Genomic DNA, 22,858 nt, shown 5'->3' with positions numbered 1-22,858 from the left:
ATTTTATCTAAACTATGATTAAACAATAATTGCATTACTGATATGAAGTTCGCTGCTATTGCAATATTTTTTTATTTTAAAACTTTTTGAAGCAAGACCATCTTGTATATCAACAACCATAATTTGTAAAATAGATTTACAAGAGTTTGGAACTTCAAAATGTCCTCCAATACCTAAAGTTGCTCTTTGAATTGGGGCAAAACTATCCATTCCTATCACATTATCATAGCAACCAGTAAGTCCAATATCTGTTAAATATGCAGTATTTTCAAAGATTTGTAAATCATCGGTTCCAATATGAGTATGAGTTCCACAAATAGCACTTACTTTGCCTTTAAACATCATAAGCATAACTCTTTTTTCACTTGTTGCTTCACCATGAAAATCTATAAAAATATTTTTTATATTTTGTTCTTCTAAATCTTTAATTAGTTTTGTTGCTAAATTAAATGGATTATCAACTATTGGCATAGAATATTGTCCCATAAGATTAATAACTGCTAGTTTTTCTATCTTTTCACCAACATTTACATCACATATTTTTAAACCACTTCCAACAACACCATCTGGATAGTTTGCAGGTCTTAAAACATTTCCTTCTTCTAGTAAAATTTTCATATCTTTTTTCTTATCAAAACTATGATTTCCACCAGTTATCACATCAATACCACTTCTAAACAACTCTTTTGAACTATCTAGTGTTAAGCCAAAACCATGACTTGCATTTTCACCATTTGCAATTATAAAATCTATTTTAAACTCATCTTTTATACTTTGTAAATTTTCTTTTATTATTTTTCTTCCTGGACGTCCTACTATATCGCCTATAAATCCTATTCTCATATATTTTCTTCTTCTTTATATTTTTTTAATCTTACTTCAAAAACTGCACCATTTTCATTATATGCATTTATACTTCCTTTATGCTCTTCTACAATTTTCTTAGCAATAGACAAACCTATTCCCATTCCACCAGATTCTTTAGAACTAGTAAATGGTTCAAAAAGTTTTTTCATAATCTCTTGGCTTAAACCTTCTGCATTATCTTTAAATTTTACAACTATAAAATTTTCTTCTTCAAAAATATCTATTTTAAGTTCTCTTTTTTCATAATCTTCAATCTTAATCAACTCATCAAGAGCATTGTTTATAATTATAATCCAAATTTGCTCAACTCTTTGTTTTTGGATAAAACTATAAAAAGAGAATTTATCATTATTTATATTATCAATACTAAATAAATCTCCATTTAAATAAATTTTACTAATATGCTTTGCTCTATTGTGAGCCATTGTTAAAGCTGTATTCAAAGTAGCATATATATTAAAATCACCTCTTGTTTCTTCATTTGAATGAGAAATTTCTCTCATAGATTCAACAATATTCGCTATTCTATTTATACCATCTTTTATCTTTTTACTATCATTTAACATTCTTTGTTTTTCTGGACAATTTGGTAAATCTTCAATATCATATTGCATAAGTTCTAAATTACCTTTTATATATGTCAAAGGTGTATTTATTTCATGCGTAATCCCAGCTGACAATATACCAATATAGCTTAGTTTGGCACTTTTTAACTGTTCTTTATGATGTATTTCATCTTTTACTTTACTCTTTTCAATCTCACTTTTAATTGTACTTTCTAAATTTGCATTTACTTCTTGTAATTCTCTTTTATCTTCTAATGAATTTATGATAAATATTATTCTTTGTTTTTTTAGCATCAAAATTAAAGAAAGCTCTAAATGTATTGCTGTTCCATCTTTTCTTATAAAAATATGTTCTAATTTTGATATATTTGTAAACTCTTTTATATCATCTAAAATATTTTTCAAAATATTTTTTGAACTTTTATTTACTATATCTAAAGGTGTCATATCTAGCAACTCTTTTTTGCTAAAACCTAAAAGTTGGCTCATCTGATTATTTACTTTAACAAATTTTAAATCTAATGTTAAAAGTGCTACTCCGCTATGTACATTTTCAAAGATTGCATCATACTCTTCAATTTTCATATTTAGATTTTTATATAAAAGATATGTTCTTTTTTTATCAGTTACATCTTGACAAACTATATTGTAAACTCTTGATTCATCATCTAAAATATACTCTTCAATAAACAAATCAACCCAAAAATCTTCACTTGCTTTTGTTTTACCTTTTAAATTTGTAATTTTATAATTTTCTTTAATATCTTGATTGTTTATAGCTTTTCTAAAAGATTTTTGTATATCTTTATAGAAAAAGATTTTATAACTATTACCTATTAATTCACTCTTTGAAAACCCTAGAAAAACACAAAATGCTTGACTAACTTTTAAGATTATTCCATCATTGTCAATTTGGATAAACATAATATAGCTATCCATAATCTTTTGATTTTCACTTAAAGTGATATCTGTTTTATTTATATCAAAATTTAATTTTTGATTTTCTAATTCTATTTTATTGCTCTCTTTAGTAATAATTGAAGTAAAAATAAGTGCTAAAATTGATGCCAAGATAAATGTAGCAATAAGAATATATTTATAATACTCTTTTATAAAATCATCTTCAATTACTGATTTTTTTATAAAAAATGTAAAATATATATTGTCTTCCAAATAAACTTTTTTTGATATATATTCACTATCATTTAATATTTCTAAATCAAAATTATCTATAAAATTACCTTTTGTATCTTTTATAAATATTTTTTTAGAAAAAGAGTTTGTAACATCTTCTAAAATATTTTTCATATCAACTTTAAAAATATAAAAATTATTTGTACCTCTAATTGCAAAATTTAATACTTGATTTGTTTTAGTATCGCAATAATGGTAAATTTGATATCTATTCAAAGATTGTAAAATTTTAAAATATTCTTCAAAAAAAAGTGACTCTAATCTTACATTTTTATTTGCATTTTCATTATTTTGTAGATTTTCAATTTTTAAAAACTCTTTTGAATCAAAACCAACTATTTTAAAATCCAAAATATTTGTATCTTCAAATATAGTTTTTTCTATAAAATCTTTTATCTCTACTAAATTATTTTGTTTTGAAAGTATAGATTCTATGAAAACCAATTTATTGTCATAAGATTTAATATAAGATGAAAATTTATCTATTTTAGTTTCTAAGATAGTATCTATTTTTACAGACTCTTTTTTTTCACTATATGATAAATAAAAATTATTCAAACTAAGAGTAATTAAAAATAATAAAATCACAATAAGAGCTAAAAAAGCTCCAAAAAGTTTTATATAAAAAGATGCTTTCATTTTTTATTCTTTTTAAATTTTATATAGTACGAAGTTTTTTCTAAACTATTATTACACCAAAAAATTGCTTGATTTTTATCTATTAAAAGTTTTGCTAAATATAATTTTGTATCAAAATACTTCTCATCTTCAAATTTTAAAATATTATCTAAATAGGCTTTTTTTCTGATATCTTTAATATTATCCTCTATTTTTAAAACTGTGTCATTGTTATCATTTTCCATATTTAGTTTTATTGTAGCTTTTGAAATTGAATATGTTTTAGCTTGTTCTATTATAGTTCCTAATATATTACTAATAATTTTTTTCAACTCACTATTTGCAATATTTATATTTATAAATTCATCTATATCATACTTAATTTCAATATTATCATATTTTAAAGATTCGATTGTCTCTTTTATCACTTCAAAAAGGTTTGAATTTGTACTATCCCTTGAAGTAAATATTATCTTTGTTTCATTTAACATATCTGAAAGTTCTTTTAATTCTACTTCTATACTATCTTTTATATCATTTAAACTACTTTTTTCTAAAGTATCTTTATTTAATTTTTGTAACTCAAATGATATTTTAGATATAGGAACTTGCCATTGATGAGAAAATGAATCCAAAATTTTTGACATCAAAGCAACTTTTGTTGAATTTAAAACTTTTTCATCTTTTATTCTTAAATCGTTTAATTTACTAGATAAATCTTCTTTTAACAATCTATTTGTTTTTTCTAACTGTTTTGTTGATGTTATATCTGTTCGAATAGAACTAAAACCTATATGCTCATTTTTAAAGTTGTATCTTGGAAAAAGAACTGCTTTAACCCAATAGGTATTTCCAAATTTATCTCTATTTTTAACTTCACCTTGCCAATTTTTAGTAGCTTTTAAATCACTCCACATATTTCTATAAAAACTAGAAGAAATATCAGGATGTCTTAAAATATTTACATTATTGCCAATGATTTCATCCTGTGAAAAACCAGAAGATTTACAAAAATAGTTTGTTGCATATGTAATTTCACCTTTTAAATTAGTATCTAACTTCAAAACATAATTGTCAATTTGAGTAAAAAGTTCATCATAATTGTGTTGTATTAAATCTTTTTGAAATTGCAATAGCTTCATTTTATAAAAAATATAAATAAATAAAACCAAAATAGCAATCAAAGATATAAGTAATAAATCATAAAAATCATATATTTTTTTTATACTTTCACTATCTTTTATATTGTTCATTTGTAAAAATATACTATTATCATAATAAGATGATTTAAAAATTTCTAAAAACTCATCACTTTTAACTACTGTTTTATCCAAAATAGCTTTTTTATATTCTAAGTTTAAACTGTCATTTAATTTTTCTAAAATAGTATTAAAATCAAACTCTATATTTACAACTCCAACTAAATTTAGCTTATCATCTATTATTGGTTTTAAAAACACGATAAAAGTCTCATTTTGTCTATTTTTAAACTCCATAATATCTTTTTTTGTTGATATTACATCTCCAACTAAAGATGAAAGAAAATTGTCTTGAAAATTTATATCTTTAAAATTTAAAATATGCTTTTTTTGATTGGAATAAAAACTTATATCAAAAATACCTAGAGTTTTATAATAAGCAAAATTTGGCTCAAACTCATCATATAATTTTATAGATAGTTCTTCTATATTTTCATTTTGAAAAACACGTATTAGCTTTTTATCTTTTATAAATTCATTAAAATATATAAATTCAGCAGTTTTTTTTAACTCATCTAAATATATATTATAATTTTTTAAAGTAGTTTCTTCATAATTTTTTGTAACTCTATTTAAATCATCTTTTTTCAAATAATCTAATACAAAAAATATAATGACAAATATTATAATAAAATATATAAAACACCTAAAAATTAGGTTTTTATTGTTCATAATTAGTCTTTTAAAACTTCAATTATCTTTTTTTCTAAAGCATCAAGAGAACTAAAAGGCTTCATAACATAATTTGTTGCCCCAATTTTATGTGATTTAAGAACTTTATCTAAAGTAGAATATGCTGTCATCATAATCACCTTTTGATCTTCATTTTTATCTTTTATTTTTTCTAAAGCTTCTATACCATTCATCTGTGGCATCATAATATCAAGTAAAACAACATCATATTTACTACTATCCATATTACTTAAAAAAGATACTGGATTTGAAAAAGATGAAATAGTAAAATTTGGATTTCGAGATAAATATCTATTTAACATATCCAAAATTTCTATTTCATCATCTACTAATGCTATTGAATATTTTTTATTCATATTATTTTTCTCCTTCAAATAGTTTTTTTGTAGCTTCTTTCATAACTGCTTCATTCTTTTCTTCAAGAATTTTTTCTAAATATATAAATACTTGCTGACTTGCTTTTTCAACTAAATCTATCTTGTCTTCAATCAATTGTTTTGAACAAGATACACTATTCCCTGAACACTCTTTTGCTAAAATATTTGCTTCATGGTGAACTGTATGGTGATATTTTTCTAAACCTTTATATGAAGGCACAAAACTAAATTGTTCTTTTCCTAAACCTGTATCATACCATTTTCCTAATCTACAATTATGATGATCTACTGGATTAAAGTTATTCTCATTTCCAAAAATTAATTGGTATAAATTATTTTTATAAATTACGTGGTCAAGTTTTGCAAGGTTGATAAATATTTTATTTGAAATACTCTCTACCTCATAAACTCCTCTATTTGAGTTTTTCTGGAAAGTATACATCAATTTACTTAGTGAATTTATTCTATTTTTTGTCTCATTTACAACACTTGTAACAACATCTGAACTACCTTTTATCTTTTCTGTTTCAATTTGAATAGTAGTAACAACATCTTTTATCTGTTTTGCAGCATCAGCACTTCTACTTGCTAGATTTCTAACCTCTTGTGCAACAACTGCAAATCCTTTTCCAGCTTCACCTGCTGTTGCTGCTTCTACGGCTGCATTTAAAGACAATATATTTGTTTGGAAAGCTATTTCTTGAATTATATTTATAACTTGTGCGATATCTTTACTTTTTGAAACAAGAGAGTTTACAACCTCATTTTCACTAGCAATTTCATGATGTAAATTATCTGTATCTAAAACTATCTCTTTGATTAAATGTAAACCATCAGTAGATCCACTTGCAGTTTCATTTGATTCTTTTTGCATTTCTTGAAGTTCTTCAAGAAGTCCTAAATAAGTATTTTGCGTATCACTTAAAGATTTTGTCATATTTTTATTGTGTCTTGAAAGAAGTCCATCTTCTTTATTGTCATGAATAGATGTTTTTCGTAAAGATACAATATTATAATTACCATATTTCTTTACCATAATATTTACTTCACACTCTTCTAAAACAACACTGTCTTCACTGTTTCTTAAAGCATTTAATATTGGAGAAAAATCACTTAAATTTTGTTTTGTATTTTCATTGACAAAAAACACTTTATCAGTTTCATCAAAAACAACTAAACCCTCTTCTTGAGATATAGAAGCTATATGCTTAAATAAATCTATCATATCATCTTTTGAAGATGCAACCTTTTGTAACTCTTTTGAATTATCTTTAATATTTTCAATCTCTTGAGTCTTATTGTCCAAATCTCTTTTTAAATTTTCTATCTCTTGTTGTAGCAATGATATCTTGTTCTCATTATCTTTATTTCCAAAAAACATAAAAACCACCCTATATTTGTTAAAATTGGCAATAGATTACCTAAAAATAACTTAATACTTGATATTATTTAATTGCGTTGCACAGATAAAACCTTGTGCAAAAACCATTTGAAAATTAAATCCACCAAGCTCTCCTGTAATATCTAAACATTCACCAATAAAGTATAATCCTTGTTGTTTTAAACTCTCAAAAGTAATATTATTTATTTCGTTTGTACAAATTCCACCTTTAGTAACTTCTGCTTTTGAAAAACCAAAATTTCCTGCTGGGCTGAAATCATAATTTTTTAATAATTTTAATTTTTCTATCTCTTCAATACTTAATTTTGATATAGACTTATCTTCTAAATTTTGAGATATTAAAAATTCTTGCATAAATCTTTTAGGTAAAGGAAATGATGATGAAATATTTTTATTACCCTTTAAAAATTTATCTAACTTTTGATTTGGTAAAAAGTCTATTGTCATTTTTCCTTTTTTCCAATATAAAGAACTACTTAAAATTGCTGGACCAGAACAACCTTTATGAGCAAAAAGCATACTTCCTTCAATCTCTTTTTTATCAATATATATTTTTACATCCAATGAAATTCCACTTAAGTTTTTGAACCAAAACTGATCTTTTTGAACTGTAAAACCAACTAATGCTGGTTCTGGTTTTATGATTGTATGAGAAAACTTTTGTGCAATATTAAAAGCAATAGAACTAGCATTTAAACTAGGAAAAGATAATCCACCACTTGCAACTACAACTTTTTTAGCTTCAATTAATCCTCTTGATGTTTTTATCCTAAAATATTTATCAAAATCTACATCTAAAACTTTTGTATCCAAATATTTTTTTATATTTGTTGTAATCAAAGAAAACATATCTATAACATCTTGACTAGAGTTGCAAAAATATGTTCCTTTGACAATTTTTGGATTTATTTTTGGAAAAACTTGGTTTTTATTTAAAAATTTTAGTAAGTCATCTTTTGAAAAAATATCTAATATATTCTCTATAAAATTTTCATCGCCCAAATAGTTATCTTTTGTTACAAACTCATTTGTAATATTACACTTTGCTCCACCAGAAACTTTAATCTTCTGCCCTATTTTCGTATTTGCTTCTATTAAACAAATATTTTTATATTTATTTTTATCTAAATTTGAAGCAAACATCAAACCACTTGCACCTGCTCCAATTATCGCTATATCGTAGATTTTCTATCCTTTTACACAAATAAATCTATTTAAGCCATTTTTATATTCATATTTTAAAATATATCCATTTGCTTTTAAAATATTATTTACTATGTAAAGTCCCAAACCAAAAGAGTCTTTTTTCCCTTGATTTGCATAAAATGGCTCTAAATATTGAGAAAATGGTTCTTTTAACTCTTCAGCATAGTTTTCTACTATGATATTTTCATCTTCATTTTTCACAATTACTTTTCTATCGATAGAGTATTTTATACCATTATCAATTAGATTTTTCAATGCAATACTAAAAAGTTTGAAATTTACATTTAATTTTCTATTTTCATACTCACAAACCACACTATCATCTTCAAGCATCAAAATATCTTTTGCATTATCAATAATATCATCTAAAAAGTAATTTCTCTTTTCTATATTATCAGCTGAAGAAATAAGTTCTTCAATAGTTGCAAACTCATTTATCAAAGATTCTAGCCTATCAAAAACAGATTTTAATTTTTCATTATTTTGCTCATTTTGTTCTAATTGAGTTAAAAATTTTCCTTTTGTAATAGGAGTTTTAAGTTCGTGCATAATATTTCGTATAAAAACATTTCTAGCTTCTTTTAAATTTTTAAGCTTTAAAGCTGATTTTTTAAATTCCATTGAAAGTTGTGAAACTTCATCTTTCGAAGAAGTTTGATTGAACTCAAAATCAAAATTTTCATCTCCTAAATTTTTTACTTTATCTTGTAAGATTCGTAAAGGAACTAGCTTTCTTAAAGTCATCAAATATAAAATTACAATAGTAACAAGCAAAATAGAAAATACTAAAATAATATATATTTGTCCATCATTGCTTGGACTATTTTCATCTTTTATCAAAAATTCACCATCTTTTACTTTTGAATAAACATAAAAGTTTTCATCATCTTTTAAAATTCGAAAAATATCTCCATGCTTTGGATGAACTCTTTCATAAAAAACTATTAAATTTGTGCTATTTTGAACATCTTTAATTTCACTATTTTTTATATAAACTTTATAATTCATCTCTTCAAGATTTTTTATAAATCTCTCATTGAAATTAAATTCTGCTCTATTTATCATTTTTGAAAGTGAAAAATATTTATCAAATATCTGTTTTTCATGTTCTTGATAGTTATTTGTCAGAAGAACTATAAAACTTATAATTACCAAAAAAATAGATATTATAAAACTTACAACTATTGTAAAAAATATTGATTGCCTGTTCATTGTAAAAATTTATATCCCATTCCACGAATAGTTTGAAGATATTTTGGCTCTTTTGGATTATCTTCTATTTTATTTCTAATTCTATTTATAATAACTGCTAATGAGCCAGAATTTTCATAATCTTGGTTTAAAATATCTGAATTTTCAAAAATATCTTCTCTACTTACAATAAAACTCTCTCTTTTGATAAGTAATGACAATATCTCATATTCAGCAGCGGTTAATTTTAGATAGTTTTTATTTTTTGTTATCTCTCTTTTTTCTTCATCTAAGAGGAAAATTTTACTAGTTTTATCTTCATCTTCTATTTTTGAGTGATTAAATCTTCGTAAAATAGTCTTTATTCTCACTTCCAATTCTCTAGGGTCATAAGGTTTTGGCAAATAATCATCAGCTCCTAATTTTAAAGCTGTTACTTTATCTGTAATATCACTTCTTGCACTAGAAATAATAATAGGAATATCAAAATCATCAACTATTTTTTTACAAACATCTAATCCATCCATACCTGGTAAAGTTAAATCTAAGATTATCAAATCATATTTGTGTATTTTCAAATCACAAAGAGCCAAAAATGGCTCTTCAAAATTTGTAACTTCGATATGAAATTGCTTTAAATATTGACATAGAACTTCTGCTAACTCTAAATCATCTTCTATCATTGCAATTTTTATCAAAACTTATCCTTATTTCTTTTCTGCTTTTAAATCTAGTAAAACTTTTAACTGCTCTTTTTGTTTTGGCGTTAATATTGCATAAGATTTTTCAAGAACTTCTGCTTGTGATTTTAGCATATTATCTCTTTTCTCACTTACTATTTTACTATATTTATCTTTATCAAAACTATCTTTTGTAAATGCTTCATTTATAGATTTATTATCTTTTCTACTATCTTCAATAATTTTTTTGATTTTTTCATTTTGTTCAGAAGTTAAATTTAGCTCTTTAAAAATTCCAAAGAAATGACCATTTTCAGATTTTTTATGAAATTTATCTTTTGAAAAATGTGTTTTATCACCTTTATTATGACCTTTATTTATATCACAATTTGCATATAATGCTCCACCTAAAAGTGTAGCTAAAATCATACTTGAAACTATTTTTTTACCTGAAATCATATAATACTCCTTATTTTTAATGTTTGAAATTATTACAATATATTTTTAATGATTTTTAATCTAAATCTTAATGATTTCTTAATCTCTTTTAGTTAATATTTCAAGATGATTTTAAAAGTTGCTACATTTAACCTTTTCCAATTTTGTAATCCAAACTTCTCTTTTTATTCTAAAAAAGACAAATTTAACCCAAATGATTGGGAAGAAAAAAAGCTTTGGATAAAACAACAAATTTCTAAAATGAACTGTGATATCATAGGTTTTCAAGAAGTTTTCTCAAGAGAAGATTTAAAAAATCTACTTCAAGAGTGTGGTTTTTCATATTTTAAAGTTGTTGATTCTCCTAAATATGATAGTAAAAATCCAACTGTTTTTATAAGTACAACTGTAGCAATAGCTTCAAAGTTTCCAATTGTATCAATCGAAAAAGTCCAAAGAAAAGATGGTTTTCATTTTGCAAGAGAACCAATAAAAGCAAAAATACAACTAGAAGATAAAAAAGAGATTTATTTTTATGTCACACACCTAAAATCAAATAGATTAAATGAATTTGAATATATTTTTACACAAAATAATTCCCTAGAAGATAAACTAAAAAAAGTAGAATTATCACTTAAAAATAACTACTCTCTTTCTTTGAAACAAAGAATAAATGAAGCTAAAAATCTATTTTTTGATATAAAATCTTCAAAAATTCCTACTATTTTGGTTTGCGATTTGAATGATAAAGAGTTTTCTATAACGATTGATGCTCTTACAAACTTCAAGTTTTATAATAAAAATTTGAAAGAAAATAGCTATTTACTTTTTGATGCTTACAATCTTTTTAAACCAAAAATCTACAATCCTCATCCAGAATTTAAAGGTTTAAAAAGAACTCCTACAAGCTATTTTGCTGGGAAAGGAAATATTTTAGACTATATTTTTGTATCAAAAGAACTAAAAAAAATAATCTCTTATAAAGTTTTTGATGAACACTTACAAAAAAATCAAAATGGAAGTTTAAAACAAAGTGACCATGCACAAGTCGTTTGTGAGATAGAGATTTTTTAAAAAGTTTCTTCTATATATAAAACGTTTGAGATAACAAAAAACGGACACAAATAAGAAAAGAATTTTGAAATTCTTTTTTTGTGTTTCAATATGTAACAAGATAGCTATTTTAACTTATTCAAAATATCATCTATATCCAAATTCATTTTAGAAAAAGCGAACCATTTTTTACCCAAATCTTTTCTCACAGAGAGTGCTGAAGCACAAGAAACTTGCACCAAAATGATATATCTCTTTTTTATCAAGTATTAAAAATCTATCATGTGAATTTTTAAAAGTTTTTAGTGTTATATTTTTATATTGTTTAAAGTATTTTTCAAAATCTAAATTTAATTGTTTTGAAATATTGTTTGTATAAATAATAAAGTTTATATTTGGATATTTTGAAAACAGAGTAAAAACTGTATCATCTATATAATTATCTATTAAAATTATTTCATTTTTTGATAACTTTAGTAAGTCATTTATAAAACTGTAAGAGTCATATATTTGTCCATCATAAAATATACCTTCTGATGGTTTTAGAGTTTTATCTTCTAAAGCATTTAAGATAAAATCTACTTTTGAATCATTTGTCATTTCATAAGAAATTTGTCTTTTTTCTATTGTTTCTATTCTTGAAAATACAGAAGCATTATTTTGCAAAAAATTTCTCATATTTACAAAAATTCTTATAATTTTTATGCTCATTTGTATTGCTATATCACTTTTTAAAACTGTTGCTAACATAGAAACACCCTGTTCGGTAAATACAAAAGGTAAAGTTCCTCCAAGATGTTGTTTTGAAGGTATCGCATTTTGCGATACCATGAAATTTACTTCATTTTCGTTGAGTTGAAACATAAAATCAGATGGAAATCTATCTATATTTCTTTTGTTCCCTTAGTCTAATGGCTTTTACTCCGTAAAGTTCTGCTAAATCCCTATCAAGCATAACTTGTAAACCTCTGATATTATAAATCTTATTTTTTATACCATTTTCAGTGATGGTTAAATCTTCCATTTCTTATCCTTATGATATCAATTCTAAAATTCTATCATAAAAAGAAAAATTGTATAAAGAATATTACATTTTGTAAGATTTTATTTATACATTTAAGTATGAGTTCCAAAGTAAAAAGGAAAGTATATTTTTATCATCGAAATTTTAATCTCAAAATTAAATAAATACTTTGAAACTCATGCCTAAAAGTACAAAGAGAGCAAAAACTCTCTTTATTTTTAAATATTCTTAAAACTCCATTTTCATAGAAAATGCAAGATTTGTAGGTTCTCCAAATGCTGTTGGGCTTCGCCAATATTTTTTATTTGTTAAATTTGTAGCATTAACTATAAATGTTGTTGGGAATTTATCAAGTTTTGTTTTATATCTTAAACCAGCATCATAAACTGTATAAGATGGAATAACATCTTTATTTGCACCATCTCTATATGATTTCCCCGTATAATATGCTCCACCAGTTAAAGTTAATCCACTTATAAATGGAAGATTATACTCTGCATAAAGTTTTGCCATTTTACTAGCTGTATTCGTTGGCTTTTTACCTTCATTAGATAATGCTTTATCTATTTCTAAATCCATATATGTTCCTCCACCAACTATTGTTAAATTATCAGTTAATTTTCCAGTTGCTGTAAGTTCAAATCCTTCATGGATTACTAATCCATCTTGAGTAAGTGTTTTAGGAGATGTTGTTAAATCTTCATATGAATTAGCTTTTTCTATTCTAAATAGTGCTGAACTTAAAAGTAAATTTTCAGAAATAGAGTATTTTGCCCCAACTTCATATTGTTTACTTACATAAGGGTCAAAAACTTCTCCAGCATTTTTATAGTCATTTCCTACTGTTGTACCATTCTCTAAGGCTTCCATATACGTTGCATAAGTTGTTAGATTTTCAAGAGGTTTATATATTAAAGATACACTTGGCGTTATTTTATCTGCATCATATCCACCAGTTCTAGTTCCACTTTTATTATAACTATCTGTTTGTGTTTTTACATAATTAAATCCAACTAAAGCACTCCAATTTTCATTAAATCTTATATCATCACCTATCATAAAATTAATTTTATCATTAGTACTTGATCTATACATTGGATTACTTGAACTTCCTAAATAAGTTGGTTCTGATACATGATTTAATTGTCCTAAAGTATAATTTCCTAAATTTATCCATTCTCTTACATTATCTGTTGCATAAGATTTTCTTTTATTTCCTGAACCACCGATTGTTAAAGTATGTTCAACTCCAAAAGTATTAAAATCAAAATCTGTATATACATAAGCACCATGATCTTTTATTTTATCAGGGTATAATCTATAATAATTAAATCTATATGTACCATCATAATTATCATATACATAAGGTTGATTATATTCATTTTCTTTTTCAAGATAGATATATCCTGTTCTTAGTTTTATATTATCATTTATGTACCATAGAGATTTGAATCCTAATCTATCTTGAGAACTTTCTGAAAATGTCCAATCTGGAGAATAACCTTGTTTTGGGTCTAATTTTCCAATAGCATCATTACTACTAAATGAAGCAGTTAATTTATCTGTTTTACTTTTTTTATGAGAAGCATCGAATGTAAAAATTAAATTATCAGTGGCTCTCCAATCTAAAGCACCACTAATTAAAGTATTATCAATTTCTTGATTTTTTATAGAAGTTTCTCCATTTTGTTTAAAAGCATTTAATCTATAAGAAAATTTCCCTTTCTCATCTATTTTTCCACCTAAATCAACATGCCCATAAAATGCTTGATTGCCTGTACTTCCAATAGTAAGATTTGTAAGTCGTTCTAAAGTTGGTCTTTTTGTTACATAATTAACTGCTCCTCCAACATATCCAACTCCATATAAAAATCCTGATAAGCCATTTAAAATTTCTATTCTTTCTACATCTTGTGATAATGATGTATATGCACCAGATATTGGAATACCATCTAAAATTGTATTATTTACAGTAGAAAATCCTCTTATATTCATTCCTATTGAACCCCAACTTTGTGATGATGTTGGTGTATAACTCAGTTGAACAGTTGGATTCATTTTAAAAACTTGAGATATTTCACTTGCTGTATTTTCAATCATGTCTTGAGAAATTACACTCATTTGATAAGGTGTGTCTTGTAAACTTCTTTTATCCCAAAGTCCAACTCCACTTATCTCTTTTGTAACATAACCATTTTCAGCACTTCCAGAAGATAATTTTTCATTTACTGAAATAGTATCTAATACTGTAGTTTCATTAGCACTTAATAGGTTACCCCCCCCCGCAAGTCAATATTGCAGCAACAGACATAGCTAGTCTTATTTTCATCTTTTTTCCTTTATATAATTATAATAACTACTACTAGTATGTAGTAGAAAGTAGTATTGTAATAAAAAAAAGTGGCTAAAAAATGTCCTAAAAGTTTTATTTTTGATTATTTATTTAAATTTATATATAAAACTATACTAATATCTTCTTTTATAAATCAAATCTATACTTTGAGTTTTTTCTTCAAACCCTAGCTCTATATTCCAAAGTTTTGTAAGTTCTCTCATAAATATCAATTGTCCTGATTGTGATTTATTTTTCAATACAACTTTATTTTTTTCACCTATATTTTTTCCAATACTTGTTTCTATATATTGAGTTGTTGGGTCATATTGAAAAGATATCATATCCACACCCAACTCTTTTGCATAATCTTTTGAAAGTTCATTTAATAAAAACAAAGATGCTTGAGATTGTTTACTTTGAGTATTTTTTGATTCACCCGAAAAATTTGTTCCAAAAATCAGATAAGATAAAATATCTTTTTGACTCATCATTGGGTTTGAACTTAGATTGATTCTTGGATTTTCCAAAGTTCCACTTATCACAATAGATATTTCTATATTATCAACTTTTGTAGAAGCTTTTATATCCAAAATCGGATTTACAGGTTCAAGCCCTCTAAAATTGATATTTGAATCTCTTATTTCATATGTTTTTCCAAGTTCAGTAAAAGTACCTTCAACTCCTTGAACAGAACCAAATATCTTAATTGCTTGATTGAACTCTTTTTTTATATTCAAATTTGCCTTTGTTTTTAAATCAATATTTTTAACACTATATTTTATATCATCAGAAACAATTAAAAGTTCCAAAGCTATATTTTCTACAAAAAAATCTTTTTGTATGATAGTGTCTTTTTTTGAAACGATTATAATATCTCTATCTTTGCTGATACTTAGAGCTGGAATATTGTAAAAAGCTTTTAGGTTGTTTGCTTTTATATTCCCAAAAACAAAAATTTTATTATCTTCATCTATATTTATATTTAATTTAGAGTTTAAAACTAAACTTGCATAAGAACTATGTTCTAAAGCTAGTTCATTTGTAGCTATATTCAATACTATATTTTTATCTTCCTTTGAAGTTTTTAATGTAAGATTCTCAAATTCAATATTTCCATCAAAATTAGAAATATTGAAAAAGGCTGGTTTTAAAAGAGTAAAATTTTTTGATAAATTTATATCATAAATTTTTCCTATACGAAAATCTAATCTATCTAAGATAATATTCTCATTTTTAAATTTTCCTTTTACATCTATTTTTTCAAAACTTTCATTTTCTAGTGATATTTTTGGGCTATTTAACTCAAAATCTATATCTTTTGAAGATATTTTTATCTTTGTATCTATAAGTCCACTTAGATTTAAAGCTGGGATTTCTAAGATTTTTCTTAGTTCTTTTTCAAGATTTTTAAGTTCTTTTATATTTGCTTTTATATCTATGTTTTCAGCATTTTTATCTATATTTGCTTGAAAAACACTATTTTTTACTACTGCTTCAAAATCATCTTTTTTTGTTTTAAAGTTTGAATTTAAAGTAAATGTATCATTTAAATATAAATTTGCATCTAAAAAAAGATTTTCTTCAAATTCACCTTTTATTTTTCCAGCAATTTTATCTATTTTTATCATTTCATCTAGTTTATAAAAATCATTTGGATTGAGATTTTTTATATCTACATCAAAAATAAACTTTTTTAAATCTTTACTATCTAGCTTTAAATTTGCAATTTTAGAGTTTAAATCCAGTTTTAAAATATCTTTTTTATATGAACTATTTACCTTTATATTTCCAAAATTTTTTAAATTTGTATTTGCAAGAATATCAATATCTTTTCCATCTATTTTTAAAACTCCATCCAAATTTGTAGCATCTATTTTTACAATCTCTTTATCGATTTTTACTTGGTTTGATTCTAAATGATTTGTAAATTTTATCTCTTTTAGATTTCCATTAAAATTTGAATTTATATTTATATCTTTATGCAATGCTTCAAAAACACTCTTTTTTATAGTAGTTTGTAGATTTATATGAAAATCTAAACTATCCAAATCATTGTTTAGTAATTTTGCTTTTGCTTGTATATTTGAGTCTATTTTGTCATATTTTATATTTGAGTTTAAGCTAGAAATTTCAAGATTTGCATTTTTTATATCGTAGTTTCCACTCAAACTTAAATTTTGGATATTAAATTTTTCATCAATATCTTTTAGTTTTAAATCTCCACTACTTAAATCAAAATCTACTTTTTCTAAATTTCCATTTGCTTTTAGTAGAAAATTTGCATTTATATACTCTTTTAACTCTATTTTTGAATCTAATTTATAATTGTTTTTATCTAAATTTATAGAAGCTTCAATAAAAGCTAAATTTGATTTAATAGTTGTAAAAATATCTGCATTTAGACTATCTTTTAAATTGGAACTGAAATTTTTTGCTTTTAAATTTACCTCATCTATTTTTTTGTCTTCATAAATAAAATCATTTAAATTTGCTTCAAAGTTTTTGATAAACAATGAAAATGGTATATCAAAACTACTATTTTGCTCTTCATCTTTAGGTTCATTTATAAATGTAAACAGTTTATCTTCTAAAATTATATTTTCTATTTTTAAATCATAGATATAAATCTCTTTTATTAAAAGTGATAAAAGGCTAGGTTTTATATAAAAGCTTTTTGCTTTTACCATATCATCATAATTTAAATCTTCTATTCTTATACCTGAATATAAACTTCCTTCAACTTTACTATATTTTAAAGGAACTTCCAAACTTACATAATCAAATATTTTTTGTGTTACTTCTTTTGAAGTTATCAAATACAAAAATCCTACAAAAAACATTGCAATTATTGTAAAAAATAGATATTTTAAAATATTTAAGATTTTCAAAATACTTGCCCTATTCCTATATGAAATACAAAACCACCTTCATCAATAGGAAAACCTAAATCAACTCTTAGTGGTCCAATAGGAGTATAATATCTAGCTCCAACTCCATAAGAGTTATAGAATTTATCGTTAAATTTATTCTCTTGCAAACTTAACATTGTAGAGTCAAAAAAAGTCACTACTCCTAAATCTTTATTTAAAGCATACTCAAATTCTAAACTACTATCAATCATAGAAAGCCCACCATAAGGCTTATCTTCATAATCTTTAAGTCCAACTTTTTGATAAGAGTATCCACGGTTACTATAATCACCACCAGCAAAAAAGTGTTTAAAAATAGGTAAATCTTTATTTAGTGTTCCTACACTTGTTTTAAATGAACTTGTAACTTTATCAAAAGTTTTTATATATCTAAACTGACTTAAAGTCTTAATATAGTCAATTTCACTAGCCAATATTTTGCTACCATTTTCAATATAAAAAGATAAATAATATCCATTTTTTGGATTTAGAACATCATCTCTTTTATCAAAAATTATTTCATAAAAAAATGAGTTTAGAAGATAACTTCCACTTTTATATTCTTGTAAATCTGATTTTATTGTAGAGTATTCTAGTAAAATTCCAGCAGTGTTAGATAAGCCAAAGAAATCTTTTGAAAAAGACAATTTTTCTTCTATTTTCTTTTGTGAATAGCTTTTATAATCCATATCTTCATACGAAATATCATTGTTAAAAGAGATATCATCTCTTATAAAATATGGATTATAAAGGTTATTGTAAATATTGTATCCATCACTATTTACTTTTGTTCCTATTGTAAATTGCTTTAAATTCCCTAAAAAGTTTTCATTTTTATATTGAGCTTTAAATCTAAATTTTGTATCCGTATCATACCCAAAACCATACATAGTTTCTCTATAATCGCCTTGAATAAGTTTTATATCAACAGGAACAATATCACCCTCTTTAGTTATATCTGGTTCAACTGAAATATATTTATAAATACCAAAATTGTATAAGTTTTCATAAGTTTTATCTATAAGTTTTGAGTTATATTGCTCTCCTTTATGAAATTCAAGATTTTTCTCTAAAAGTGAAGTATCAATTTTTGCATTATTATCTATCTTTACATCTCCAAAATATTGCATAGCATTCTTTGTGATTTTATACTCTATATCAACTTTGTAGTCATCAATATCTACATAAGCTTTTGCATCTAGTTTTGCTTTTGGATAACCTTTTTCTCCAAGATATTTTAAAATATTTTTTTTAGAATTTGTAAAAGTTGATGATTCAAATCCCTCATTAACTTTTAGTTCGATTAAGTTTTTATATTCATCATCTATTGTTATTGAAGATATTTTTATTTGTTCATTCTTTTTTATACTAAAGGTAGCTTTCTCTTCATCTATTTTATAAGATATTAAAGAGTTATAAAATCCTATACTTTGTGAATAATTTTCGATTAAATCTCTGCAAAGTTTTATGTCATTTTCACTAAATATAGGATTTTCTTTCCAAAATTTATAAAAACTTGGATACGAAATATCACAAACTTTTTCTAAAGTTGATTTTGAAAAATCTCCTAATACTAAATCTATATCTCCATCAAAATCGATAGTTCTAATCTCTTTTGAAAAAGAGTTTAAAGATAAAAGAATTATTATTAAAAGTTTATATCGCATTTAAAAAACTCTATATTTAGCAATTACTATCTCCTTAAATATCCCAAAGTTGCACTTATAATATCGTCATCATCTTTACTAGATGATTTTATACTCTCTTTTGTATCATTTTCTTTAACAAAAGTAATATTCATCTCATAAGAACTTATTGTTTGAATATTTTTTTGTGTTGCTAAAATCTTTATCAAAATAAGTTCTATAAACTGTTTTGTCGGAATATCTGGTTTACCAAATCTATCCTCCATCTCTTCTTCAATAGTATAAAGTTCTTCTTTAGAAATAACTTTACTAAGTCTTCTATAAAGTTCAAGTCTTACTCTATCTTCACTTATATACTCTTGGCTAATATAAGCTGAAATAGCAAGTTTTATATCAACTGTTTTTTTATCTTGTGTTTTTTCACCACTTAAAGTTGCCAAAGTATCTTCAAGCATTTTTAAATATAAACCATAACCTATTTGTTTTATATGTCCACTTTGATCAACCCCAACTATATTTCCACCACCTCTAATCTCTAAATCTTGGTGAGCAAGAGCTGTTCCACTTCCTAAATAAGAGTTTGATTCTAAAGCAACAAGTCTTTTTACTGCATCTTGCGTTATAGATTTTTTATCTTCAACTACATAGTAACAATAACCTTCTTTATTACTTCTTCCAACACGACCTCGAAGTTGATGTAAATCTGCAATACCAAATCTATCTGCTCCATCAATGATAATTGAGTTCGCATTTGGTAAGTGAATTCCTGATTCTACTATTGAAGTAGCAAGTAAAATATCAAACTCTTTGTTTTCAAAAGCTTCAATTATCTTTTCAGCTTTATCTGGTTTGATTTGAGAATGTATAATATCTACTTTGATATTTGGAACAATATCTTCTATATCTTTTTTCTTTGCTTCAATTGAAGCTATATTATTATGAACATAAAAAAGTTGTCCACCTCTTCTTTTTTCTCTTAAAATTATCTCTTTGATAAGTTTATCATTATACTCTTTTACAAAAGTACGAACACCCAATCTTTCGCTAGGTGGTGTTAAAAGACTACTCATACCTTTTAATTTTGATAGGGCTAAATTTAGAGTTCTTGGAATTGGTGTAGCACTCATAGAAAAAATATGCACATCTTCTCTTAAAGCTTTTAATTTCTCTTTTTGTTTTACTCCAAATTTATGCTCTTCATCTATGATTACAAGTGCTAAATCATCTGATTTTATATCTAAAAGTGAGTGAGTTCCTATTATCATCTTTAAACTACCATTTTCAAATGATTTTTTGATACTAGTTTTTTCTTTTGCACTAGTTTTACCATCTAATTTTGCTATATTTATATCAAATTTTTCAAATCTTTTTTGAATACTATGAAAATGTTGAGTAGCTAAAAGTGTAGTAGGACATACAAAAATTGCTTGATATCCACTAGAAATAACAGCAAGTAGTGCATTCATAGCAACTTCCGTTTTACCAAAACCTACATCTCCACTTAAAAGTCTATCCATAACTTTTCCACTACTTAAATCAGAAAAAATCTCATTTATACTTCTAGTTTGGTCTTTTGTATAAGCAAAGCCTGAAGTTTTTTGAAAAGTTGATATTAAATCTTTATTTATATCTATTTTTATTCCATTTACAAGCTCTCTTGCAGCTGCAAGTCTGATAATATCATTTGCTATTTCAAAAAGCCTATCTTTTACTTTCTCTTTTAATTTTGCAAAACTTCCTCGACCTAGTTTATCAACAATGGCATAAGAACTTCCATCCGCAACATATCTATCAATAGTATCTAAGTTTTCAACAGGAATTAAAAGTTTATCTTCTCCTTGATATTGTAAAATCACAAAATCTCTTTTTGCTCCCATTACAACAACAGGTTCTATTCCTTTGTATTGACCAATTCCATGTTTTTCATGGACTACAAAATCATTATATTGTAGTTCATCAAGGACAAGTTTTACTTTTTTCTTTCTTCTTTTTTTTATCTCTTTATTTAGTGAGATTATAACTTCATCATCACCTATTAAATTTAATATCAAATTTTCAAAAATATACTTTATATTTTTATCATTCAAATCTAGATCAACTGATTTTACTTTTGCTTCTGAATTTGAAATGATAGTTATTTTTTTATCTTTATGAAAAGAGATAAACTCTTTTACATTTGCAGGATTTATCTCTTGATAGTTTTTACTACTGTAAATTTGTGGAGTTAATAAAAATTTATCTTTATTTACTCTTTTTTCTTCAAAAACATAAACTTCATCAAGTTCACTTAAAGCTTCTTGAGTGATAAAAGAGTTTAGATTTTGTGGTAAATATTGTGCTAAATCGCCTAAATACCAAAACCCTAAAGAGTGAATATCTTTTACAAAAGCATCACTTGAAATTGTTTGTACTTTTTCATTTATATCTTCAAAAGTTTGCTCATCTAATGCTAAAAAAGCTGGGTTAATAGAGAAACTTTCAATCTCTTCTTTTTGAGATTTTTGGTCTTCTATATCAAACTTTCTGATACTTTCAACCTCATCATCAAATAAACTCACTCGATATCCTAATTCACTTCCTAAAGGACAAATATCTATAATATCGCCTCTTATTGATATTTCACCTTCACTTGTAACAATATCTACAAAATAATATCCCCAATTGTAAAGCTTACTTTTAAACTCTTCAATATTTATATTATCAGCAAAATTGATTGTAAATTCATCAAAACATCTCTCTTTTGGTAAAGGAAAACTAATAGTTCTTATAGGAGAGATAAGTATTTTATTCTCTTTTTTGTATTTATAATAATCACTTAAATTTTTTGTTATTTCTTGTAACTCTTGACTAAAAGAGAGTAAATCATCTCCAAAATTTGCTCTAAAATCTGATAAAACAAATGGTTTAAATCCCAAATAAGTGACAATATCACTCGCAATTTGTGCTTGAACATCATCATTTACTATTAGAAGTTGGCACTCTTTTAATCTCTTTTCATTTTGTAAACTCTTTAAAAATTCATAAATATTTTTCACTATTTCTCTTCTTTTACCAATTCAAAATCATTTGTATCTTTATCATAATAATATGCTGGATATGGTGTTTCATTTAATAAAAAAATCAAATTTGCACTATCAAAACCACTTTTTTGTAAACCTTTTTTAAAAACTTCCAAAATATATGCTTTTGTAGAAAAAGTTGTTGTTGTTGAATTTCCTGTATATACAAAATCTTCATTTTCAACTTTTGAAAAACCCTCTTTTTTGATATGCTTTTCAAATACATCTTTATTTTCTAGCCCTTCAACTTCAAGCAAAACCAAAACATCTATTGTTACCATTTTCAATCCTTTAAAAAAGCATAATATTAACATATTAAAGTTTTATGACAAATTACCATC

Annotated in this window: 15 protein-coding genes and 1 pseudogene; 1 reads left to right on the top strand and 15 read right to left on the bottom strand. The window is 24.7% G+C overall.

Features of this window, described 5'->3' with window-relative positions:
• Nucleotides 1-18: 18 nt before the first annotated feature.
• The 9 genes from ACNSOS_RS09255 to ACNSOS_RS09215 all read right to left on the bottom strand — a co-directional run bounded on the left by ACNSOS_RS09255 (nt 19) and on the right by ACNSOS_RS09215 (nt 10,512).
• Nucleotides 19-843, bottom strand: coding sequence for a TIGR00282 family metallophosphoesterase (locus ACNSOS_RS09255; protein WP_418185063.1), 825 nt, complete (start codon nt 841-843; stop codon nt 19-21).
• Nucleotides 840-3,266 carry a PAS domain-containing sensor histidine kinase gene (locus ACNSOS_RS09250; protein ID WP_418185062.1) on the bottom strand — a complete coding sequence of 809 codons (2,427 nt, stop codon included), beginning with the start codon at nt 3,264-3,266 and terminating at the stop codon, nt 840-842. The genes ACNSOS_RS09255 and ACNSOS_RS09250 overlap by 4 nt, the downstream gene beginning before the upstream one ends.
• Nucleotides 3,263-5,095 carry a PAS domain-containing protein gene (locus tag ACNSOS_RS09245; protein WP_418185061.1) on the bottom strand — a complete coding sequence of 611 codons (1,833 nt, stop codon included), beginning with the start codon at nt 5,093-5,095 and terminating at the stop codon, nt 3,263-3,265. Before ACNSOS_RS09245 ends, ACNSOS_RS09250 begins: the two co-directional genes overlap by 4 nt.
• A gap of 83 nt (nt 5,096-5,178) precedes the next feature.
• On the bottom strand, nt 5,179-5,553 hold the full coding sequence (locus ACNSOS_RS09240; RefSeq protein ID WP_113908626.1) for a response regulator: 375 nt from the start codon (nt 5,551-5,553) through the stop codon (nt 5,179-5,181).
• A gap of 1 nt (nt 5,554) precedes the next feature.
• On the bottom strand, nt 5,555-6,955 hold the full coding sequence (locus tag ACNSOS_RS09235; protein ID WP_418185060.1) for a methyl-accepting chemotaxis protein: 1,401 nt from the start codon (nt 6,953-6,955) through the stop codon (nt 5,555-5,557).
• Nucleotides 6,956-7,006: 51 nt separating this feature from the next.
• A complete protein-coding gene (locus tag ACNSOS_RS09230) occupies nt 7,007-8,119 on the bottom strand; it encodes an NAD(P)/FAD-dependent oxidoreductase (protein WP_418185059.1) in 1,113 nt (370 codons plus the stop codon).
• 45 nt (nt 8,120-8,164) lie between these two features.
• On the bottom strand, nt 8,165-9,394 hold the full coding sequence (locus ACNSOS_RS09225; protein WP_113908628.1) for an ArsS family sensor histidine kinase: 1,230 nt from the start codon (nt 9,392-9,394) through the stop codon (nt 8,165-8,167).
• Nucleotides 9,391-10,071 (bottom strand): response regulator transcription factor, encoded by a 681-nt coding sequence (locus ACNSOS_RS09220; RefSeq protein WP_418185058.1) that lies wholly within the window; start codon nt 10,069-10,071, stop codon nt 9,391-9,393. The genes ACNSOS_RS09225 and ACNSOS_RS09220 overlap by 4 nt, the downstream gene beginning before the upstream one ends.
• A gap of 9 nt (nt 10,072-10,080) precedes the next feature.
• Nucleotides 10,081-10,512, bottom strand: coding sequence for a Spy/CpxP family protein refolding chaperone (locus tag ACNSOS_RS09215; protein WP_418185057.1), 432 nt, complete (start codon nt 10,510-10,512; stop codon nt 10,081-10,083).
• A 105-nt stretch (nt 10,513-10,617) separates the two neighbouring features.
• On the opposite strand from ACNSOS_RS09215, the gene ACNSOS_RS09210 reads away from it, so the two are divergent.
• Nucleotides 10,618-11,565 carry an endonuclease/exonuclease/phosphatase family protein gene (locus ACNSOS_RS09210; RefSeq protein ID WP_418185056.1) on the top strand — a complete coding sequence of 316 codons (948 nt, stop codon included), beginning with the start codon at nt 10,618-10,620 and terminating at the stop codon, nt 11,563-11,565.
• 168 nt (nt 11,566-11,733) lie between these two features.
• Here ACNSOS_RS09210 and ACNSOS_RS09205 read toward each other — a convergent pair.
• From ACNSOS_RS09205 to ACNSOS_RS09180, 6 genes and pseudogenes are all read right to left on the bottom strand, one after another.
• Nucleotides 11,734-12,499: pseudogene (locus ACNSOS_RS09205) on the bottom strand (ORF6N domain-containing protein).
• 297 nt (nt 12,500-12,796) lie between these two features.
• Complete coding sequence (locus ACNSOS_RS09200) at nt 12,797-14,689, bottom strand: TonB-dependent siderophore receptor (protein ID WP_418185055.1); 1,893 nt, start codon at nt 14,687-14,689, stop codon at nt 12,797-12,799.
• Between the two features lie 345 nt (nt 14,690-15,034).
• The gene (locus ACNSOS_RS09195) at nt 15,035-17,791 is read right to left on the bottom strand and encodes a translocation/assembly module TamB domain-containing protein (RefSeq protein WP_418185054.1); all 2,757 of its coding nucleotides are present in this window, start codon (nt 17,789-17,791) and stop codon (nt 15,035-15,037) included.
• On the bottom strand, nt 17,788-19,479 hold the full coding sequence (locus ACNSOS_RS09190; protein WP_418185053.1) for an autotransporter assembly complex protein TamA: 1,692 nt from the start codon (nt 19,477-19,479) through the stop codon (nt 17,788-17,790). Before ACNSOS_RS09190 ends, ACNSOS_RS09195 begins: the two co-directional genes overlap by 4 nt.
• Before the next feature lie 26 nt (nt 19,480-19,505).
• Nucleotides 19,506-22,493 (bottom strand): transcription-repair coupling factor, encoded by a 2,988-nt coding sequence (gene mfd, locus ACNSOS_RS09185; protein ID WP_418185052.1) that lies wholly within the window; start codon nt 22,491-22,493, stop codon nt 19,506-19,508.
• On the bottom strand, nt 22,493-22,798 hold the full coding sequence (locus ACNSOS_RS09180; protein ID WP_418185051.1) for a hypothetical protein: 306 nt from the start codon (nt 22,796-22,798) through the stop codon (nt 22,493-22,495). Before ACNSOS_RS09180 ends, mfd begins: the two co-directional genes overlap by 1 nt.
• Between the last annotated feature and the right edge of the window lie 60 nt (nt 22,799-22,858).

The organism is Aliarcobacter vitoriensis (genome assembly GCF_048320235.1).
GTDB lineage: Bacteria > Campylobacterota > Campylobacteria > Campylobacterales > Arcobacteraceae > Aliarcobacter > Aliarcobacter vitoriensis.
This window is presented reverse-complemented; position numbering and strand designations above follow the sequence as displayed.